Annotated in this window: 26 protein-coding genes; 1 reads left to right on the forward strand and 25 read right to left on the reverse strand. The window is 71.0% G+C overall.

Annotated features, from left to right (window positions below; genetic code table 11):
* Positions 1-164 precede the first annotated feature (164 nt).
* The 18 genes from ACZ56V_RS37245 to ACZ56V_RS37330 all read right to left on the reverse strand — a co-directional run bounded on the left by ACZ56V_RS37245 (position 165) and on the right by ACZ56V_RS37330 (position 10,803).
* Positions 165-968: a hypothetical protein gene (locus ACZ56V_RS37245; protein ID WP_468948075.1), complete on the reverse strand. Its 804-nt coding sequence runs from the start codon at positions 966-968 to the stop codon at positions 165-167.
* Positions 969-1,010: 42 nt separating this feature from the next.
* A complete protein-coding gene (locus tag ACZ56V_RS37250) occupies positions 1,011-1,457 on the reverse strand; it encodes a hypothetical protein (protein ID WP_468948077.1) in 447 nt (148 codons plus the stop codon).
* Between the two features lie 8 nt (positions 1,458-1,465).
* Positions 1,466-1,837, reverse strand: a complete 372-nt coding sequence (locus ACZ56V_RS37255; protein ID WP_468948078.1) for a hypothetical protein — start codon at positions 1,835-1,837, stop codon at positions 1,466-1,468.
* 220 nt (positions 1,838-2,057) lie between these two features.
* The gene (locus ACZ56V_RS37260; RefSeq protein ID WP_468948080.1) at positions 2,058-2,582 is read right to left on the reverse strand and encodes a single-stranded DNA-binding protein; all 525 of its coding nucleotides are present in this window, start codon (positions 2,580-2,582) and stop codon (positions 2,058-2,060) included.
* A gap of 46 nt (positions 2,583-2,628) precedes the next feature.
* Positions 2,629-3,279: a hypothetical protein gene (locus ACZ56V_RS37265; protein ID WP_468948082.1), complete on the reverse strand. Its 651-nt coding sequence runs from the start codon at positions 3,277-3,279 to the stop codon at positions 2,629-2,631.
* A 48-nt stretch (positions 3,280-3,327) separates the two neighbouring features.
* Positions 3,328-3,498 carry a hypothetical protein gene (locus tag ACZ56V_RS37270; protein WP_468948084.1) on the reverse strand — a complete coding sequence of 57 codons (171 nt, stop codon included), beginning with the start codon at positions 3,496-3,498 and terminating at the stop codon, positions 3,328-3,330.
* Complete coding sequence (locus ACZ56V_RS37275; RefSeq protein WP_468948086.1) at positions 3,495-3,881, reverse strand: hypothetical protein; 387 nt, start codon at positions 3,879-3,881, stop codon at positions 3,495-3,497. The genes ACZ56V_RS37270 and ACZ56V_RS37275 overlap by 4 nt, the downstream gene beginning before the upstream one ends.
* Before the next feature lie 95 nt (positions 3,882-3,976).
* Complete coding sequence (locus ACZ56V_RS37280; RefSeq protein ID WP_468948088.1) at positions 3,977-4,279, reverse strand: hypothetical protein; 303 nt, start codon at positions 4,277-4,279, stop codon at positions 3,977-3,979.
* Between the two features lie 232 nt (positions 4,280-4,511).
* Positions 4,512-5,510 carry a hypothetical protein gene (locus tag ACZ56V_RS37285; RefSeq protein ID WP_468948090.1) on the reverse strand — a complete coding sequence of 333 codons (999 nt, stop codon included), beginning with the start codon at positions 5,508-5,510 and terminating at the stop codon, positions 4,512-4,514.
* Between the two features lie 153 nt (positions 5,511-5,663).
* Positions 5,664-7,133, reverse strand: a complete 1,470-nt coding sequence (locus ACZ56V_RS37290; protein ID WP_468948092.1) for a ParB/RepB/Spo0J family partition protein — start codon at positions 7,131-7,133, stop codon at positions 5,664-5,666.
* A 268-nt stretch (positions 7,134-7,401) separates the two neighbouring features.
* Positions 7,402-7,848: a hypothetical protein gene (locus ACZ56V_RS37295; protein WP_468948094.1), complete on the reverse strand. Its 447-nt coding sequence runs from the start codon at positions 7,846-7,848 to the stop codon at positions 7,402-7,404.
* Positions 7,849-8,183: 335 nt separating this feature from the next.
* Positions 8,184-8,507 carry a hypothetical protein gene (locus ACZ56V_RS37300; protein WP_468948096.1) on the reverse strand — a complete coding sequence of 108 codons (324 nt, stop codon included), beginning with the start codon at positions 8,505-8,507 and terminating at the stop codon, positions 8,184-8,186.
* Positions 8,508-8,580: 73 nt separating this feature from the next.
* Positions 8,581-8,916, reverse strand: a complete 336-nt coding sequence (locus ACZ56V_RS37305; RefSeq protein WP_468948098.1) for a hypothetical protein — start codon at positions 8,914-8,916, stop codon at positions 8,581-8,583.
* A 2-nt stretch (positions 8,917-8,918) separates the two neighbouring features.
* Positions 8,919-9,533 carry a hypothetical protein gene (locus ACZ56V_RS37310; RefSeq protein ID WP_468948100.1) on the reverse strand — a complete coding sequence of 205 codons (615 nt, stop codon included), beginning with the start codon at positions 9,531-9,533 and terminating at the stop codon, positions 8,919-8,921.
* A complete protein-coding gene (locus ACZ56V_RS37315) occupies positions 9,518-9,712 on the reverse strand; it encodes a hypothetical protein (RefSeq protein ID WP_468948102.1) in 195 nt (64 codons plus the stop codon). Before ACZ56V_RS37315 ends, ACZ56V_RS37310 begins: the two co-directional genes overlap by 16 nt.
* On the reverse strand, positions 9,709-10,104 hold the full coding sequence (locus ACZ56V_RS37320; RefSeq protein WP_468948104.1) for a hypothetical protein: 396 nt from the start codon (positions 10,102-10,104) through the stop codon (positions 9,709-9,711). Before ACZ56V_RS37320 ends, ACZ56V_RS37315 begins: the two co-directional genes overlap by 4 nt.
* 65 nt (positions 10,105-10,169) lie before the next feature.
* Positions 10,170-10,397, reverse strand: a complete 228-nt coding sequence (locus tag ACZ56V_RS37325) for a hypothetical protein (RefSeq protein ID WP_468948106.1) — start codon at positions 10,395-10,397, stop codon at positions 10,170-10,172.
* A 154-nt stretch (positions 10,398-10,551) separates the two neighbouring features.
* Positions 10,552-10,803 (reverse strand): hypothetical protein, encoded by a 252-nt coding sequence (locus ACZ56V_RS37330; RefSeq protein WP_468948108.1) that lies wholly within the window; start codon positions 10,801-10,803, stop codon positions 10,552-10,554.
* A 147-nt stretch (positions 10,804-10,950) separates the two neighbouring features.
* On the opposite strand from ACZ56V_RS37330, the gene ACZ56V_RS37335 reads away from it, so the two are divergent.
* The gene (locus tag ACZ56V_RS37335; RefSeq protein ID WP_468948110.1) at positions 10,951-11,907 is read left to right on the forward strand and encodes an IS481 family transposase; all 957 of its coding nucleotides are present in this window, start codon (positions 10,951-10,953) and stop codon (positions 11,905-11,907) included.
* On the opposite strand, the gene ACZ56V_RS37340 is transcribed toward ACZ56V_RS37335, so the two are convergent.
* The 7 genes from ACZ56V_RS37340 to ACZ56V_RS37370 all read right to left on the reverse strand — a co-directional run bounded on the left by ACZ56V_RS37340 (position 11,904) and on the right by ACZ56V_RS37370 (position 16,483).
* Positions 11,904-12,419: a hypothetical protein gene (locus ACZ56V_RS37340; protein WP_468948112.1), complete on the reverse strand. Its 516-nt coding sequence runs from the start codon at positions 12,417-12,419 to the stop codon at positions 11,904-11,906. The genes ACZ56V_RS37335 and ACZ56V_RS37340 overlap by 4 nt on opposite strands.
* Before the next feature lie 151 nt (positions 12,420-12,570).
* Positions 12,571-12,984: an SsgA family sporulation/cell division regulator gene (locus ACZ56V_RS37345; protein WP_468948114.1), complete on the reverse strand. Its 414-nt coding sequence runs from the start codon at positions 12,982-12,984 to the stop codon at positions 12,571-12,573.
* Positions 12,985-13,255: 271 nt separating this feature from the next.
* Positions 13,256-13,462, reverse strand: a complete 207-nt coding sequence (locus ACZ56V_RS37350) for a hypothetical protein (RefSeq protein ID WP_468948116.1) — start codon at positions 13,460-13,462, stop codon at positions 13,256-13,258.
* On the reverse strand, positions 13,455-13,943 hold the full coding sequence (locus ACZ56V_RS37355; protein WP_468948117.1) for a hypothetical protein: 489 nt from the start codon (positions 13,941-13,943) through the stop codon (positions 13,455-13,457). The genes ACZ56V_RS37350 and ACZ56V_RS37355 overlap by 8 nt, the downstream gene beginning before the upstream one ends.
* A 255-nt stretch (positions 13,944-14,198) precedes the next feature.
* Positions 14,199-15,374 (reverse strand): DUF932 domain-containing protein, encoded by a 1,176-nt coding sequence (locus tag ACZ56V_RS37360; protein ID WP_468948119.1) that lies wholly within the window; start codon positions 15,372-15,374, stop codon positions 14,199-14,201.
* Positions 15,375-15,491: 117 nt separating this feature from the next.
* Entirely contained in the window at positions 15,492-16,040 is a 549-nt protein-coding gene (locus ACZ56V_RS37365; protein WP_468948121.1) for a hypothetical protein, read from the reverse strand.
* Positions 16,041-16,111: 71 nt separating this feature from the next.
* Positions 16,112-16,483, reverse strand: a complete 372-nt coding sequence (locus ACZ56V_RS37370) for a hypothetical protein (protein WP_468948123.1) — start codon at positions 16,481-16,483, stop codon at positions 16,112-16,114.
* Positions 16,484-17,360 lie beyond the last annotated feature (877 nt).

Raw genomic sequence — 17,360 nt, forward strand, 5'->3', positions numbered from 1 at the left:
GGGCTGTTCGTCGGGGATGACGTCCACGTGGTAGCGCCGGGCGTCGGAGCCACCGTCCCGGACATGCCGCCAGGAGTGCTTCCTCTCGCGCCACCGCTGGCACCAGGGGGACGTCGTCGGCATCTCTGGCAGGTTCTCGAACGGAAGCGGCTCCTGGACCGGCATCACGGCGCCTCCGTGTGTCGGGGCTCTTCGGCCAGGTCGTTATGTCTCGTCTCCAACAGGGAAAGGGGGTTCAGGTGAGGGGGAGCTGTGCGGTGGAACCGGAAGTCAGGGCGTGCCATTGCGGCTCGAAGTTCATGTCCTGCTTGTCGATCACGCGGGCGGGGGGCGGTGGCGAACAGTTCCTCGGCCATCGGCCACGCGGTGCCGCGGGGACGGAGCCAGGCTCGGGCGCGCCCGTACAGCGCGTCGTGCTCGACGGTGACGCCGTACCGCTCTGAGACGGAGATCAGCCGCCCGGCCAGCTGGCGCGGGCGGCCGATGTCGACACGCTCGGTGGAGCGCATCACCGGGCGCCGCCCGCCGTCGGCCGACGCGAGGAACAGCCGGCGCACGTGGTAGAGCGCCCACGGCATGTCCAGCTCCCGCTCGAAGGCCTCCAGGCATGCCCGGTCCCGCGGCCGCGCGCGGTCGAAGAACTCCAGCAGGCTCCTGCGGCCGTACAGCTTCGCGTTGGGGTTGAGGCTCATCGCCGTGTACTCCAGGCGCAGCACATCACCGGCGATGTCCGGGTGCGTGCGCATGCGCTCCAGGTGGGCAGGCAGGGCGCCCATGGAGACGGGGAAGCAGCAGAACGTGCAGTAGCTCTTGGGCCAGTGCACGCCGAACCGCTCCAGGAGGTAGTCCTCGACCTGCCGGCGCCCCCAGCCCCAGTCGAGGAGCGGGTAGCGGCCGGTGCGTCCCGGGGGTCTGGAAGCGGTCTCGTCCCGCAGGCAGCGCCCCTGCTCGTCGGCGTTGAAGCCCATGACCTGCCGGAAGGGGCGGCTGCCGAAGACCTGGGCGAGCCACTAGTCACCGACCGCGCCCTTGGCCCACAGGCTGCACTTGCGGGTTCCGGCCTGCTGAGGGACGGTGCCGACGGACTCCAGGTCGTCCCACAGCGTCCACGGCCGGCGGACGATGAGCCGCTCGGGGCGGCTTGAGTCGTCCAGGACCGTGAACCCGTCCTCCTTGCGGTGCCCGTTGCGCGCCAGCTGGACCAGGCGCACGCCGTGTTCGCGCAGCAGCGGCAGCATGAACTCCTCGACCAGGAGCCGGGTCTCGGGCCATTCGCTGCCGGTGGCCATGTAGAGGACGGCGGTGCGGTCCAGGTCGATGCCGTGCGCGGCGGGGGCGGTGAGCATCCGCGCGAGGTAGGCGGTGGAGTCGGAGCCAAGCCCCCAGTTGATGACGGTGTCCAGGTCGTCGGTGGTGGTGAGGCCGGGCAGCGGCGGCGCGTACATGGTGCGGGCCATGGCGGTGTTCACTCCTTCGCGGTCCGGTCGGGCAGACGGATGGCGGGGACGATGAGGACCAGGTCGTCGCCGCGCCATGGGTCGCAGGTGCTCCAGGGATGGCCGTTGGAGAGCACGACCACGCGGCCGTTCTCGTGGGTGAGGTGGCAGCACACTCCGCACTGGCAGGCCGGGTCGTAGGGCTGGGGGTGCGCGGTGTACTGGTCGTTGAAGTAGTCGGCGCCGCGTAGTGAGACGGCGGCCAGGATCAGGTCGCCGTCGACGACGTCGTCGGCTCGGGCCACGCGTGCGTGAACGGGGTCGTGGAGCAACGGGGCATGGTCGGCGTCCTGGGGATAGCAGGTGACGACGGCTTCGAAGAATTCGACGTTCTCAGCCACGGGGGTGTCCTCTGGTTCTGGTCAGGGGTGGCATGGGTTTCCGGGCGTGGAAGGCGGCAGGGCCTGGAGCAGGGCGAAGGGTCGCCCTGAGGCCGGGCGGCGTGCTGCTGGCCGGGCAGGCAGGGCGCGGCCAGCGGAAGGGGGATGTGCCGCTGGTGCGGCGGTGGGATTGCGCAGAGCGCGGCACCGGCAGGCGAACCGGTGCCGCGCCGGGTGGCGGTCAGCGGGCGACGTGAAGGGGAGTGCCGTCGGCTGCTGCGGGGGAAGGAGTGTCGCCGGACCAGCCGGAGGACCTTCGCTCATCCCACCAGGCGGGCGGGTTGCCCGGTCGTCTCGTGGCAGGGCGGGAGGAGGACGGCGGTGCCGGGGAGGGCGGTGCGGTGACCGGCGCGGCGGCGGCCGGGCTGGGCAGGCTGGTCTCGGTGTAGGCGATGCGCTGGCGCAGGCTGATGCCGATGTCGTCGGCGCTCAGGTAGACGGCGTTGTCCCGGATTTCGGTGATCCGTCCCCTGACCTGGATGCTGACCCTGTTGACGAGGGACTCGGCGGCGTTCTGGGCCAGGGTGCGCCAGGCGGTGCAGACGTAGCGGATCGGAGTGCCGTCACGCCACTTCTGTGCGGCGGCGTCCCACTGGGCGGGTGTGTCGGTGAGGCGGAAGCGGCAGACGGCGACGCCGGATTCGGTGAAGCGGACTTCTACGTCACCGGTGACGGTGCCGCTGACGTGGGTGACGGAAGGGGTCATGCGGATCACCTCCTGAACACAAATAATAGTGAGTATTGCCTGTGGGTCAACCCTCCTGTCGCCGCTCGCCGCCCTCGTGCTTGGCGGTTCGGCCCACCAGCCGCCTGAGGAGGGCCCGCCAGCCGGTCGGCGCCGGCGGGACTGGGGGATGGGTGGACACCGTGCTGTCCTCGACGTCCACCTGCACGGGGACGTCGCCGTCGGCCTGGAGCAGTTGCTCGTCCGCTGCGTCCAGATGGACGGAGACCCGCAAGGCCCTGGTGTCGGCGCGGAGGACGTCGTAGGCGCGCAGCGTGTAGTCCTCGTCGCACCGTTCGTCTTCCGGGCCGTAGTAGGCGTCGACAGCTGTCCGGTTGTCGGCGGGAGGGCGGCGGGGGACACCGTCGGTGCCTGCCACGTTGTCCCAGTGGGTGCGCACGTGCTGCGCCGGTGAGCCCAGCGCGGATGCCTCGTCGGACCAGAGTGTCACCTCCTCGCAGCGCCGGTCCCACCGGCGCAGTACCCACGCTCGGCCGGCCCTCTGTGTCGTGTGGGCGGTGGGGGCGGCGAAGCTGAAGCGGCGCAGCCAGTCGCTGAGGATGTCGGCGGTCTGGGCGCCCGGCCATTCACCGGTGCGGGCCTGGAGGGCGTCCATCGGTGCGGCCAGATCGATGATGGCCGCGCCTTCGGGCGTGGCTGGGTCCGGTGTGATCAGCACGGCAGTCTCCTTCATGAGCGGTGGGCGGTGTGCGGGAGAAGGGAGTGGTCACCCGTCCATGAGGGCGTTCCACAGGTCCATCAGCTGTTGCTGCTCGGGGGTGAGTGCCGCCGTGCGCAGCAGGCGTGTGCGCAGGATGGGCACGTCGACGCTGATGCCGGTGGTCACTTCGGGCCTGCCGGGTGGGTGGACGAGACGGTAGGTCCGCGTGTGGATCATCCAGGCCTCGTACCGTCGGCGGGGCTGCCGCTGCGCGCGGTGTGGCCTTCGTCGGGGGAGGGGGAGGGACACGGGCAGGACGGGTCGGTGCACGGGTGTCCGGCTGGGTGGCCGGCCAGGACCGGGCGGCGGCGGTAGTGCGTCGCGGTGCCGTTGAGCATGGGGCAGTGCGCGGCGGTGTACGGCAGGCACTCGGGGTGCAGCGCCGGTTCGGGGGAACAGCCCTGGCCGACGTCGGCCGGCCGGACGATCAGGTAGCACCGCTCGTCCAGGGGCTGGCCGCAGATCTGACACAGGCGCCGCAGGAAGGCGGCCAGTGCCCGCTCGGCGTGCAGGCTGCCGAAGGCGGCATGGCCGCCGTGGACCATTGGCACCCACGGCACGACCAGCCCTCCTGCCAGAGGCCGGCGCGCACAGCGTTGGGGTATCGAGGGCATCAGCCTTCTTCTTCCGGTTCGAGGGGCGGGGCGAGTGGGCGTCAGTTGCCGGGGGGTGGGGGAGGGCCGGTCAGGAGGTCGTCCCAGTTGGCGTAGCGGCAGCCGGTCGCCTCGTGCAGGCGAAGGTGCAGCCAGGACAGGTGCCGTCCGGTGCGGACGACGGCTTCGGCGCCGATGGCCGCGGCCCGTGGGTAGACCGTGTCGTCGTCTGTGCCGACGAGTGCGAGGACCAGGCCGGGGCGCTGGGGCATGTGGCGCAGCCGGAACGCGGTGTAGCTGCGCTCGTCCAGGATCACGAGCGGGGCAAGCCGGTACTCCTCGGCGCTGAACAGAGGCGAAGGCATGCGTCGCAGGGGAACCGTGCAGGCAGCAGGCCGACCGGGTCGGCTTCCGGGCTGTCGCTGATGACGAGCACCGGCGTTCGCGCCCGGTACCCGGGCGCTGGCGCTGAGTTGGGCATGGGTGCGGAGCGTCGCTTTCGTCGTCGGGGAGGAATGCCGGGCCGGGCAGGCGGGGCGGGGCGAACCGCGTGGGCAGCCCCGCCTGCCCGTGCCCACGGGTCAGAAGCGGGGGCGGTCAGTCGTGTGGCGTGTTCGCGGCGGGGTCGTCGGTTGCCGGGTGGGGCCATCGCCAGCTGCCGTGGTGGAGGTCGGTCCAGCGGCAGGCGCCGTCCGGGTTCCACTGCACGCGCACGGGACCCCAGCCGCCGGTGGGGTCGGTGCGGCGGATTGCCGCCGGGTGCCCGAGGAGGTGGGCACGGCGCAGGTTGCTGCCGTCCAGCTGGGGGGCCTGCCCGTGCTGGTCCAGGGCCTGGAGTACGTCGGCGAGCAGTGCCCAGAGCTGGTCGGGGCCTTGGGGCAGCGTGCGGATGCGGCGGTCGGAGGTGACGATCCGGCGGGCGGCCTCGTCGCCGCGGCGGTACCAGAGGCCGCTGCCTGGCACCGCCCGCACGGCGGTGCTCAGCTCGTTCACGTCCGGGCTGGCCGGTTCTCCGGGATGGGTGAGGATGCGGAACGTCTCACCCATCCCCAGGTAGTAGGCGGCCTCGTGGGCCGGCTTCAGCGGGCCGTCGTCGTCGGCGGGTGACGGCTCGGGCAGGGGCGCTGTGCTCATGTCGCTGGCGTACGTTCGGGCGGCTGCCACGGTGCTGAGGGAGATGACCATGGTCGTTTCTGCTTTCTCGGGCGGTGGGGGGAAGCGGCCGTTCTGCGATGGCCGCCGGGACCGCCGGGCAGGAAGGCGAGCGCTCCCTGCCCGGCGATCCGAGGGGCGGTCAGTCCTCGATGAGCTCAAGGCAGGAGAGCGGACGCCGTTGCCGGGCAGTCGGTACCGCTTGGTGCCCTCGGGGACGCGGTAGCGGCTGCGGGGGCCGGTGCGCAGCAGTCGGGTGGAGTCCTCGTCCAGCAGGAAGCCCGCGCGCGTGCCGCTGCGGTTGCGTTCCTGGTCGGTGCCGGTGAGCCTGCGCAGGCAGGCCGGGCGCAGCGAGTCGGTGATCCGGGCCCGGGAGCCCGCCGTGATGCTGTGGTAGGCGGCGGAGTCCAGTTCACGCAGCCGCGTCGCGCATGCTTCCTGCACGGCCTGCGTTGGCGGCGGTGTCGGGCAGCTGGCTGATTTAGGCGCGGACCTCGCTGATGCCGGTGGGCATGGCGCTTCACCTTTCGGTTGAAGGGGAGGGGGTGGCCGGCCGGGCACCGGGCGGTGCCCGGCCGGAGCGTGAGGTGTGGATGCTCAGGCGTCGGTGTCGGGGCGGTGGCTGGCCACGGCCTGCTGCTCGACTTCGGAGAGCTGGTAGCTGCCGTTGTCGGCCTGGCCGAGGGATTCGAGCAGTAGCAGGTAGCGGGCCTGCGGCGGCGTGAGGTTCGACCACGTTCGGGGTTCGCGGATGTTGTACTCGCAGGCGGCGGCGACGTGCGCGAACAGGGCGTTCACGACACGGGCCTTGGGAAGCTGCGCCGCTGTCTCCGTCAGGTCGGCCTTGTCGGGGTCCTTGAGTCCCAGGAAACGCGCGACGGCCTCCGAGTCGTGCTTGTCGACCCACGAGCTGTAGTAGTGGGGAACGGTCAGCAGGACTTTCTGCGCGAAGACGCGGGCCGCGTCCGGCAGGGCCTTCATGCGGACCAGCCGGGTGACGAAGTCCTGGCGCGGCCCCGCAGCGGCCTTCCATGCCCGGTTGCAGGCGATGACCCTGCGGCGCTCCTCCGCAGCCTTCTCGTCCTGCTCCGTGGGCGGCTTCTTCGGCTTGGGCCGGACCTTGTGGCCGTGCTCGGCCGGGTCGGCGCAGTACCAGACGGGCTTGTGCTCGTCGTCGAGCCGGGCGCTGTGGCCGGGACAGCCTCGGTGGCTGTCCAAGGTCAGCGGGTTGCCCAGGCCGGTGGTGAGTTCCGTCAGGGGCTGGGCGGGGTCCTTGTGCCACGAGGACACCGGGGCCAGCAGGGGGATGCCTGCCGACTTCAGCTCCTGCTCGGCCTCGGCGCGGGCTTTGGCGTCGCTCTGCTGGGCGCGCAGCAGGGCGATCTCCTGGTCCCAGTGGCCGCGTCCGCCGCTGCCCTCCTCGTGGTCGCGCTGAAGGGCACGCAGCAGCCGGTTCTCCGCACCCTGCACGTCCTCGACCTCGGCGAGCTGGGCGGTCTGCTCCAGGTCCATGCCTCCGGCCGCTGCCCGGCGCAGCGTGGCGTCGTTGAGCTTCTGCGCCGTCTTGGCGTGCTTGGCGGCGTGGCGTCCCACCCCGAGCGCCTTGGCGGCCGAGCGCCGGTCGACTTCGTTCATGTCGATCAGGGCGAGTTCCTGCGCGCGCAGGGTGTCCCGTTCGCTCATGCTCTCGCGGTGGTCGTTTTCGACCAGGGACAGGAGCCGGGTCCAGCCGTCGCGGTCGACAAGGTCCTCGCGTAGGTACGCGTTGACCATGCGCACGGGGCGGCCGTCCTGCTCGGCGGAGGCGTTGGCTGCCTGTGCTGCCTGGGCGCGCCTCCAGCCCTTGAAGACGCCGAAGGTGCCGTCGGGCAGGGGCCGGACGCTGATGGGTTCCTCGACACCGATTTCCTTGACGGAGGTGATGAGCTTTTCGTCCGGGTCGGTGTCGTGCTCGCGTGCGTTGCACGTGTCGCGCACCAGGAGTGCCGGGGCGAGCTGGACGATCTGCGGCACGGCGTCCTCGTGCGCGGCGGGAGCGTCGGTCTGGGGTGAGACGGCGGTGGCCATGTGGCTCTCCTTCTCCTTGCCTCGGCGGCGAATGAGCGGGGCCCGACCCCGCACAACAAAAATAATAGTGCCTTTTTCTGTAGTGGCTAGATACCCTTTGACCTGCGTAAATGCTGAGCGCGACTCCGGTCGCACCGCTCGCTCATCACCGGGTGAGAGGGCGGGCCGGTGGCCGGCTTCGCCACGGTCCGCGCGGGCAACTCGGTGCCCGCGCAGACCGGCGGTCAGCAGCTGAAGCGGGTGACCTCGCGGGTGGGGAGGTGGATGCTCAGGACGTCCCCGTGTCCGGGCGGGTCCAGCGCCGCGAGCCGGTTGAGCGCTGCGGCCAGTTCCGGGTCGGCGAAGACCTGTTCCGCCAGCGCGGCTTCTCCACAGGCGCGGCGGTCGCCGTGGTCCGGGTGGGTCGGAGATCAGGAACGGCCTCGGTGCCCGCGAGGGCGGCGACGAAAGGGCTCCAGCCCAGGTGCATGCCGTCGGCTGCGCGCTGTTCCGTGGTGGTGAAGTAGGCGGCCACTGCCGGGCGTCCGTCGCCGGGCTGCCCGGCCGCGAAAGCCTTGACCCGGTTCACCAGCACCTGTCGCCACGCCTCCTCTGTGGCCGCCAGTGCCTCGATGACCAGCGTGTCCAACTCCCTGGGGGCGAGTTCACGCAACGCCTCCCGGACCGGAGGCTGGGTCGGGGCAGTCAGCAGTTCGGCAAGTTCCAGGGGATTCACGGGCGGTCTCCTTGGTCCGAAGGGAGGGCTGGGCTGTGTCCGGCCCGTGCCGTGTAGGGGTGGAAGACGAAGTGGCCGAGTGTGCGCAGCGCGCCGGCGGTGCGGTCCACGTCCTCAGGGCTGTGGCCGGTCGGGCGGGTGTATGCCGCGATGTCGCTGTTCCAGGCGAACCCCTGGGTGGTGAGTGCCTCTTCGGTACCGGGCGTGAGGTCCTCGGCGGCGCGGGGGGGGGGGGCACCAGGCCGTGAGAGTGGTCGGGCGTGACCAGGAACACCAGGGCTCCTTCCGCTGCGGACCGCCCGGAGGCGGGCGGCCCGCAGGACGGTGCGGGCAGGTCAGTGGGCGACGGTGACGGTGTAGTCCGCCTCCAGGACGGCGAGTGCGGCGCGGACGGCGGCGCGGGTCTCCGGGCTCGGGGCCGAGTACGGGAAGTCCAGGTGGTCGTTGGGCATCGGCAGCAGATGTCCGCTGCGGTAGAGGGCGACGGCGGTCGCGGTCGCGACACGGCTGCGGTTGTAGGCGATGGCCTCCTGGGTCGTGGCGTCGTCGCCGAACGCTTCGCGGGCGGTGGGCGGCAGGGCCGCGATACCGGCCGTGAAGCGGCGGGCGGGGATACGCAGGCGGGCCGGTCGCAGGGCACGGCGCAGCGTTCGCGGCATGGCAACTCCTGAGAAGTGGAAGCGGGGGAAGGCGGGCCGCCCGGCCGGATGCCAGCGGGTGGCACCCTGGAAGTCACTGCAAATAATAGTGGGTTAAGTGATTACGTGAACTCACCCCTGACCTGCGGGTTCGCTGACTGGCATTCCGGCCGGTGGAGAGATCGCGACGGATCCGCGCGGCTGTCTGTACCGCCTCGATGCGTGCGTTCACCTCAGCCTCCCCGGTGCTGGCGGCATAGACCACCTCGACGCTGCCGAACGCGCCCTCCGCCTCCAAGGAGTACTCCTCCCACATCTCGGTCCGCTCGTCCTCGTCACGCGGCGCTTCCTGCACCGCCCAGACCTCAATGTCCGCGCCGCACCACTGGCCGATGACGAAGAACGGGCGCTCCTGTGGCGAAATGGCCACGCCTAGCTCCCTTTGTGAGTCCGGGCGAAAGCCGCGAGCATGGGGACCACCGAGTCGGGACGGCCGACCAAGTCGACCTGCACCGACTCCCCGCACGCACGCACCACCGCGCACGCGCTGTCGACCTGGACGGGGCCGCGCTTCCCCTGCGGCCTCGTGTTGTGCTGCCAGACGATCAGGGTGCGCCGGTGCTGCTCCTGGACCCGGGCGCCCGGAAGAGCGCCGGCCACGGCCTCGGCGACAGCGCGGCGGGCACGCTCCTCCGCCCGCCGCCGGGCGGTGATCTCGGCCGCTTGCTGTGCGGCCTCGGCGTGCAGTGGATACAGGCGCCTGACGATCTCGCGCGCCACATGACGGGCGCTGCTCGCCGTGACCCCGATCGACGGCGCACTCACCTCGGACTCGTCCGGCAGCGCGGCGTAGATCCTCAGCCGCTCGGGGCGCCGGTGGTCCGGCTGGACCAGGCGCAGGGCGCGGCCGTCGTCGTTGACGATGAGCCGTGCCGTGTCCCGCGGCTCCGCGGGGAGCGGGGCCGTACTGCAGTGCGTGCCCAGTTCGCGCGCCACGTCGGCTGCGAACGCGTCGAACTGCTCCTGGGTGGTCAATTCCTGCGGCATGGCGGCCTCTCGCTGATGGTGTCGTTCCGGGCGGCGTGGCGCGCCGCGTCGGCGCGGGCGTCGGCGGCGGTGTATCCGGTGTCGCACCAGGCATGGCAGAACTGGCCGGACGGTGCGCCGCAGGTCTCGCAGTGCTCGTCGAAGTCCTCGGGGCGGAACGGGGGCGGTGGGCTGTTCATGCCGGGGTGTCCTTGATGTGTTCGGCCACATGGCGGGCGGACAGGACGGGGGTGGTGGTCATCAGTGCGGGGCAGCTGGCCTGCCAGATCTGCCCAGGGCTGGAGGGGGAGATCTGGAAGTTGGTGGCGGGGCTGATCCGCCATGTGCGGCCGTGGGAGTCGGTGACGGTGTAGGTCAGGAACTGGGGGTAGTGACGCTGGCCGTTGTCGCTCCAGCTGAGGCCGGCGGCGCTGAGGGCGCGGTGGAGCTGGGCGCAGCGTTCGGGGGTGGCGTGGGTGAACGTGGCCACGGGGCAGGATCCTTCGCGCTCGGCGGTGGTCCACACGGGCGGGTCGGCGGTGATGCGGGTGCTGATGCCCGCGCGCGCCGGGGTGTCGCGGTAGTCGGCCACCCGTACGTATCCGCCGCGTTCGGTGTCGAAGCGGATGAGATTGTCTTCCTCCTCCCATCGGCTGGTCAGTTGGGCGGGGGGGGGGGGGGGGAGGTCACGTCGTCGGCCTCGACCTGTACGGCCCAGGCGGTCAGCTCGTCGCCGTACGCCTGACGCCATTCCCGCAGGACGGGGAAGAGGTGGTCGAAGTCGTCGACCAGGGCCCGTGCGCGGGCCTGGTGGGGTGCGGGGATCGCAGCGAAGCGGGGATGGTCCGGGCGGGAGCGTTCTCCCAGGGTCATCAGCCAGCGCATGGTCGGTCTGTCTCCCGTGTCGGGCGGGGCGGCCGGAGGTGTGAAGGGTGCGAGAGGGGGCGGGCTGGGGGAGGGGCGCCCCCTCTCACATCTCCAATAATAGTGGCTCATGGGTGGGTGTGAACCCACCCATGACCTGCGCGAATTCACCGACTCAGCAGGTTCCTGCCATGTCGCGGTCCCGGGCTCGCTGCCGAACCTGCGCGTTCCGCAGGCAGGCGGCTTCGGTCTCGGCGCGGCGGGCGTGGTCGTGTTCGCGACTGGCAGCGGTCAGGCAGTAGGGGGCCCACCACTCCATGAGGGAGACGTGGCGGGACAGGGAGCCGGGGTGGTCGGCCAGCATCACCAGCAGCACCGGGTGCGGGGAGGCGGTGAACCAGCGTGCGATGGTCCACCAGGCGGCCACGGCTGCGCGCCGGGCGGGGCGGGCGGCCCGGGCTTCCGCCTCCTAGCTGTATTGATCACGAGCGTTGTTAACGCTGGCGGGGCTTGATCATGGCGAAGACCTCCGGTGTGGTGGAGCTGTCTAGGACTGCACCGCACGGAGGTCTTCGTGTCCCACCGTAATGCCCGGCTGACCGTTCACGGCAGGCGGCTGCTCATCGAGCGTGTCCGCAGCGGCCGTCCCGTCGCACATGTCGCAGCCGAGATGGGGATCTCCCGTGTCACAGCCCACAAGTGGGTCCGCCGTTGGAGGTCCGAGGGCGAGCAAGGGCTGCACGACCGCTCCAGCCGGCCCCTGACGACACCGCACCGCACCCCGGCGGCGACCGAGGCCCGGGTGTGCCGTCTGCGCCAGGACCGCAAGCTCGGTCCCGCCCGTATCGGGCCGGTTCTGGGACTGCCCGCCTCCACCGTGCACCGGATCCTGGTCCGCCACGGTCTGAACCGTCTGGCTTTCCTGGACCGGCCCACGGGAGAGGTCATCCGCCGCTACGAACGCGACCGGCCCGGCGAACTCGTCCACGTCGACGTCAAGAAGCTCGGCCGGATCCCCGACGGCGGCGGCCACAAGGTCCTGGGCCGCCAGGCCGGCCGCATCACCCGCAGCAACATGGGCTTCGACTACATCCACTCCGCCGTCGACGACCACACCCGCCTCGCCTACAGCGAGATCCACAGCGACGAGAAGGCCGCCACCTGCGCGGCCTTCCTCCGCCGGGCCGCCGCCTTCTTCACCGCCCACGGCATCGACCGCGTCGAGCGGGTCCTGACCGACAACGCCTGGCCCTACCGCAAGAGCTTCGCCTGGCGCGACGCCCTGGCCGGCCTCGGCGCGACCGGCAAGCTCACGCGCGCCTACCGTCCGCAGACCAACGGCAAGGTCGAACGCTTCAACCGGACCCTGCTCGACGAATGGGCCTACCTGCGGCCCTACACCACCAACACCGAACGCACCGCAGCCCTGACAGACTTCCTGCACACCTACAACCACCACCGCCGCCACACCGCACTCGGCGGCCACCCACCGATCAGCCGCGTGAACAACCCTGCGGGTCAATACACCTAGCGCGCGGCTTCGGCCTGGTGGTGGGTGACCGACCAGTCCAGGAAGCGCAGCAGGGCGGGGGTGTCGCGCTGCCGGGAGGCGGTGAGGATGGCGGGCAGGTCCTCGCGCCGCATGACGTGCTCGGCGCCGGCACGCAGGACGGCGGTGAGCGTCGCGGCCGTCTTCGGGGACGGCTCGTGACCGGCGGCGGTCTCCATCGGGTACACCGACACCTCGGGGCGGCCGGTGACGTCGGGGTACAGCGCGAGGCTTCCCCGGTAGCCGCTGTGGCCGCGGGCGAGGCGGGGCAGCGCGTCGTCGGGGGCGGTGGTCTGGTAGGCGTTGACGGGGCCGAGGCAGGCGCGGACGGCGGTGAACCGGTGCCAGTGCTGGGGGTGGTGGGTGCCGGTGACGTGCACGCTGCCGCGCATCGCGCCGCCCAGGTCGAATACGACGGCGTCGCTGCTGCGGGGGCCAGCGGTGGCGTGCACGGTGCCTGCGGGGGTCTCGACGGTCAGGCGGTCACTGGTCATGGGCGGTGTCTCCTGGTTCCGGGTCGGCTCTCTGGAGGGCCCTGGCGGTACCAAGGCCGGTGGAGAGTCGAGGGCTGGCGCGCTGTTCGGTCTGGCGCGGGCGTGGCCCCGTGCCGTCACTCTGCGGCAACGGCACGGGCGAACGTCTGCCCTAGCCCTCCGTCAGGAGGTGCGAGAGCTCCGCGTCGAGACAGAAGTGTTTGCACTCCGTGCCGGACGGCACCGCGGTCTCTGTGCGCTTCAGGAATGCCTCCAGTACTCGCGCCGGGGCGTGGAGCAGGGCTTTGCCCTCCTCGGAGGTCAGGGCGATACACACGACGCCCAGGCCGCGGCTGCGGCACGGCCACACCTGGACGTCACCGATCCCTGCGGGGAGGTGGAGGCCGGCGGTGAGCAGTTCGCGGGCGAACACCCACTCCACGGTCACCTCCGCTCCGTCGTAGAAGACGGCGCGCACGGCGTACGGGTCGGCCGTGTCATACCGCAGACTCGCCCGGACGGGCAGGGACGACTCACTCGACAGAATCAGGCGCAGGTGCAGTTCACAGATGACGGTGGTGTCCATGAGCGGCAGGGCCTTTCGCTCAGTGTGCGTTTCGGACTTGGCCGGGAGGGCGGTGGGCGGCGTGGCCGGTGCGGTGGCATCGCCCGGCGGGGGAGCGGGACCTACGGGAGAGGGCCTGCCCCTGACCCGGGGACCGGGAGGGGTCTTGCCCGCCGCCCGTCGCTCGCTGAAGGGGAAGGGCGAGCGACGGGCGGCAGGCGCCCGGGCCAGTGACCTGGCCGGGCGGCGGGCCGCCCGCCCCTGGAGCGAGGGGGCGGACGGCGGCTGGGGGTTACTCCTGCGGCGGCTTGTGGCGGCGGAGGTTGTCCCGCTCGGTCAGAGAGACTTCCTTGCCGCACGGGCACTGGCCGTAGCGGCGGCCGTGCAGGTGGAAGAACTTGGGCCCGGTGTTCTTGGCGTTGACCGTGCGCAGGGTGCCGGGCACGGGAGCGGTGTTGGTGCAGTAGCCGGTGTCGGTGACGGCGGGCTTGTCAGGCACGGGGGCTCTCCTCGTCGTTGTCGGGGTGCTGGGTGAGGACCGGGGCGGGGTAGACCTCGCGGTGGACGTCCGGGAGGCCGGGGCAGGGGTGGACGGCCAGCTCCAGCTCGGCCGTGTCCATGGGGCGCAGCCATTCGTCTCGCACGGTCCAAGCGCAGGCTCGGGGAGTGGGCTCGGCGGCGGTGGTGGCCACCAGGACGGCGCGGCGGACGGTGCTGCCCTCCAGTGCGAACGTCACCAGCGTGCACAGTGCCTGGAACTCGTCTTCGTCCAGCACGGCCAGCCGTACGGGGGCGTTGCCAAGGGAGATGTCGGCGCGGGCGGGGATCATGACGTCGTCGGTACGGTCGACTGCGAGGCTGAGCGTGTGCTCGCCGGTGCCGAGTACCTGGAACAGCGTCGCAAGAGCGCGCAGGGTGCAGCGCACGGCGGCCGCGATGGCGGCATCGTCGGGGCGCACCAGTTCCGGGCGTGCGGGCATGGCGCATCACTCCTTGATCGTGGTTGGCTGGGGCGTTGCTCTCTGCCCCGCGCAGCGGGGTACTCCGGGCTGCGCCCGGAGCAGGGGCGCGGCGCCGCTGCTCCGGGGGGGGCGGACGTCCCCTGCGCTGCGCTCCGGGGACGGGGGGGGCAGGCGCGCTACGCGCTCCCTTCTCGGGTGGGGCGCTGCGCGCTCCGTGGCGTGGGCCCGTGCGGGCCGGGCAGGGAGGGGGGTCCCGGCCCGCACGGGGGTCTGTCAGCCGTGTGCGGCGGCTGCCGTGAGGGCGGGCACGGCCAGTGCCTCCAGGGCGGCGGCCTGGTCGGCGTCGGTGAGAGTCTGGGCGGTCGACGTGACGGCCTGCATGACGCCCCCGGCGGTCATCTGCCCGCCCTGCACGAAGTGGGCAAGGATCATGTCCTTGGCCTCGGCTCCGATGCTGAGCGTCTTGGTCACGTGCTCGATCGTCTTCGTCGGCTCGGCCAGCCTCTTACCGGCTGCGTCCTCCATCTCGGACAGCTTCGCCTCGACGTACTCCCGTGACAGGAAGGTCCGCACGGCGTCGGTGGTCTTGGACGTGATCAGTTCCAGCGTCTTGCGCTGGGTCTGCCCGGACCAGGAAATGACGCCCTCGTCCTGCTTGCCTCCCAGGTGTACGGCGCGCATGACGTCCTTGCTCATGGTCAGACCGTTGCGGCACACTTGGATGACCGCGCGCGGGGTGATGGAGTACGCCCCCGCCCCGACTTCGCTGTTGGTGATGACGAAACCGGCGGAGATCATCGGCAGTTCGTCACCGCTGCGGCCGTCGAACGGGGAGCGGTAGCCGCGCAGCAACTCGCGGGCCTGGACGGCGACTGCCTCGGACTCCACGCGCACGTACATGCGCCGGTCGGTGAGGTCGCAGCCGGTCACGCGGGTGGGGTGCCCGGACTGCTTCACCCCGTCCAGAGCGGCCAGCAGCAGGTCGAAGTTGTCCATGAGCTTGTAGCTGTCGGACAGCAGCGCACGGGCCACCCCTTCGGCCGGCCTTCCCGGTCCTCCATCACCACGGAAGGCGCGGAGCATGAAACGGCGCTCCGGCTCCTGGCAGAGCCACGCGTTTACGTTCTCGTCCAGAAGCGGGACGTTGCCGGTGCGCATGCGGCGCAGGTAGGCGAGCGGGATGCGGAGCTTGTCGGCGATTCCTTCGTCGGCGACGGCGGTGGGCCGGTAGATGCCGTCGACCTCCGTCACCCCGTCCTCCGTGATCAGCGACTCCACGCCCTCGACGTGCACGTTGCCTTCCCGCAGGCGCAGGGCGGACGCGGGGGCGATCACGTCCAGCTTGTGCCGCTCCTGGCCTTCCAGGATGCGGACCAGATCGGGGAGCTGGGCGTTGCGGGCGCCGGTGGGGGCAACGTCCGTGGCGCGTTCGGCGAACTGCTGAGTCATGCGGTGTTTCCCCTTCGCTGTTGGTTTCTGCGGCTCGGGGGGCGGGGCCACCGCCCCCCGAACAACTTCAATAATAGTGTGTTTGGGATGAGTGTGAACCCGCCCCCGACCTGCCCTTTAGAGGGCGGTCAACCACTCGGTCAGCGGTGTCAGGCTCACCCGCCGTACGTTGGTGACCACAGGAACCGGCGTCTCACCGCGCAGCTCGTACAGGTCGTACCGCAGGGTGGGCAGCATGCTTGCCGGGTCACCGTGCGCGTGGATGGCGCCAACCCAGTAGGTACCGTGAGACCGCGTCAGACTGCCGTGGTAGCGCACTCGCTGCCAGATCGACGGACCGGCGTGCTGCGGGTCCTCGACCCCACGGGCCAAGAGATCCGCCGCCCGCTCCCCGTTCAACTGCGCCAGCGCGTGGGCCACGGTTGCCCCGTCCACGGGTACCCCCGCCACGGCAAGCCCGGTGCTGCCGGTACGAACACCCATTGCCCAGCCCAGCTCGAAGAACGGCTGTACCAGTGCCAGCCACTCGCGCGGCACAAGCGCGGTGTCCGGGTTCCCCGTCTTGGCTGTCAGTGCTCGCAGGGCGTAACCGGCCTGCTCCTCCTCTGCTGCTGTGAGCGGGGCTCCGGTCTCCTCGGCCTGCTCCGCGATCCGCGTGCTCTCCATGACTTCCCCTTCTCGTCTCGATGCTGCCGGATGGAGGGGGGCGCCCCCAACGGGGCGCCTCCCTGGGCGGGTTACTTCAGGAAGCCGCGAGCGCGCAGGAACTCGGCCGTGATGTGGGCGACTCCGCGCGGCTTGTAGATCTGCGGGAAGCGGCGCATCTCGACCTCGGTCCGGCCCTGCTCGTCCGGCTCGATCAGTTCGTGCACGAGACGGTAGGGGCGTTCGTCCGACGGCATTTCCAGAACGACCGGGCCAACCTTGGTGTCGAAGCGAATTCCGGTGTAATTCGCGTCCGAGTTATGCACGATGTTTGCTCCCGCCCGCACGCACGTCAGGGGCAGGAAGTTTGCGATGGTCCGGGCCTGGATTGCCAGACCGTTCATGGGTGCGTCCTGTCCGCCGTGAACGCGGCGGACAATTCCGTCGGTGATTTGGATTTCCATGTTTTCCCCTTCGTTGGTCGTCTGCGGTTCCCGGGGTCGCCTCCCCCAGAACTTCAAATAATAGTGTGTTGTGGGCAGGAAGGGAAGCCCTGTTGCGCAGCGCGTTGCGCCTGATGTTGCGCCAGGATGTTGCGCTAGAGGTTGCGTTAGGGGTTGCGCCTCCCAAAGGCCGGCTTCCACGTAACACCAGGTCATATGCCTGATGGTTCGTGGTCGGAGCGCTGACATCCCCTCTGCTGCCACTTGTCCCCGCACGGTTGAAGGATGAGTGAGGCGGGCGGGCGCGGTGCGAGCGGCGGCCTCGGGGATCGGGCCGCCTGGATTCTGCTTGCGCGTCAGCCGGGGCCGCCGCGCCGGGAATGGGGGAACTAGGCCCGATTCGGGCCCAGAAGAGGGGACAGGAAGCCGCAAGAGACATCACAGGATGAAGCCCAGAGTCAGGCGCCTTCATCCTCCCTCGGCGAACCTGTTACGCCATTCCACCCCGAAACAGCGGGGGCGCGTGCTCCTCACACAGTCTGAGCCTGCAAGCTGAGGCGCGGGAGTGCCCTGGTTCTGCCAAAACTACATACTGCATCACCTGATGCAGAGTCGCCGACCCGGCCACCCCTTGCCGCCTGGGCCGCAGGCCCGTTGGCCGACCCGCGCAGCGGGTCCGGCCTGTGGCGCACAGCGCCACCAGGTGGCTGGAGCGCAGCGTAGGCCACCGCAGCTCCGGGAGCGCAGCGGACGGAGCGTCACCAGACCGGCGCGCCGGTCTGGTGAGCGGGACGCGCAGCGTCCCGTTAGCGCTCACGCGGAGCGTGAGCGCAACACCCGCGCCCAGCGCGGGTGTTCGCTTGCCCATCGCGCAGCGATGGGGTACCCGCTCCGCGGG

The organism is Streptomyces sp. NPDC034099, assembly GCF_055575415.1.